Source organism: Pantoea sp. ME81 (genome assembly GCF_903970985.1).
Classification (GTDB): Bacteria; Pseudomonadota; Gammaproteobacteria; order Enterobacterales; family Enterobacteriaceae; genus Pantoea; species Pantoea communis.
Map to the genome: position 1 here is coordinate 1 of NZ_CAJCKS010000344.1, position 1607 is coordinate 1607.

Annotated in this window: 2 protein-coding genes; both read right to left on the reverse strand. The window is 53.8% G+C overall.

Translation table 11 applies throughout. From position 1 onward, the window contains the following. Window positions 1-1054, reverse strand: a 1054-nt coding sequence (locus tag H7A81_RS27190; RefSeq protein ID WP_182059328.1) for an alpha-hydroxy acid oxidase, incomplete at its 3' end; no start/stop codon positions are given. Window positions 1055-1189: 135 nt separating this feature from the next. Continuing rightward, the coding region (locus H7A81_RS27195; RefSeq protein ID WP_182059329.1) for an MFS transporter at window positions 1190-1607 on the reverse strand (418 nt) is incomplete at its 5' end.

The following is a 1607-nucleotide window of genomic DNA, read 5'->3' on the forward strand; positions in this document are numbered from 1 at the left end:
ACTCAACGCCCGATGTTCCGCCTACCGCACTTGCATAGTTAAAAGGCCTGCCAACAAAGCAGGCCTTTGCCCCCAGCGCCAATGCTTTGATGACGTCGGTGCCACGTCGGATGCCGCTGTCCATCATCACCGTCATATTTCCCGCAGCGGTGACAATCTCGGGCAGGACACAAATCGGCGGGATCACCGTATCCAACTGACGACCGCCGTGATTCGAGACCACAATGCCGTCGATGCCGATGGATTTACAACGTAATGCATCGTTACGACTGAGAATGCCTTTAATTACCATCGCGCCTGCCCAGCGCTGACGAATATGTTCGATATGCTGCCAGGTGAGATGGCTGCGCCCACTGAAGTCACGCACGGCATTTTTGGAAAACAGCGGTGCGCCACGCACTGCGTTGTTGTTCTCAAAATAAGGTATGCCCGAGGTCAGTAAGGTTTTCAACAGCGTGCCGTAAAGCCAGCGGGGATGAGTGACGCCTTGCCACGCCAAGGCCAGACTGGGGCGGAATGGCGTGGAAAATCCGGCGCGCACGTTGTTTTCCCGGTTAGCTTTGACAGGCGTATCCACCGTCACGACCAGTACGGATATGCGCGCACGCTTGACGCGATCCACCAACGCATCAATCTCTTCCAGCGTCTTTGGCAAATAGGCCTGGAACCACATCGCTGGATTAGCCGCAGCCACGTCCTCCAGTGGAATCAACGAGGAACCGCTCATAATAAAGGGCACGTTCTTGCTCGCCGCTGCCCGCGCTAAAGCAATATCGCCCTGAAAACCGGTGATGGCAGAGATGCCCATCGGCGCAATACCCACAGGCGCCGCATAGCGATGCCCAAACAGATCTACCTCAGTATTACGTTGCGACACATCGACCATGTTTTCAGGTATCAGGCCGTAATGAGCATAGGATTGCTGAGTATGATGGAGCGCAATGTTGTCCTCAACACCACCGGATACATAAGCGAACAGCGGATGGGGCAGACGCTTTTGGGCATATTTCTCGAAATCATTTAACGAGAGGCAACGTTGGTACAGTTTGCGCATGGGCTAGCGATTCAGCTGTGAGGATAAAGAAGAGAAAAGTCATGCTATTGCAAGAAGGGGATCTGGCAAATGCTTTAAATGGCATTGCATATCTGAATAAAGCATATGGGCGCACCTTAGTGCGCCCATCGTTAATTAATGTTGTTCCCAGGTATGATATTCGCCATCACGTCGGCCTGGGGCCGTTTCAGGCAATCGAAGCAGGCCTACAACGGAAATCACCCCCAGTACTGCAACATACAGCGCCAGGCCATACCAGTGCCCATCGGTGGCCTGCAGGATCTTCACCGCGACTAAGCCAAGCACGCCACTGCCAATTAACGATCCCACCTGCCAAATCACTGCAATGCCGCTGCAGCGAATATGCGTCGGGAACAGTTCCGGGAACCAGGAAGCCTGTGGGGCGTAGCACATACTGTGGCCCAGCGTCAGCGCGACAATCATCGCAATTTGCGTTAGCCAGTAGCTGTTTTGGGACAGGGCATAAAAGAACGGCACGATGGAAATCACAATCAGCAGTGCACCCATCATGTATACCGGTTTGCGACCGATC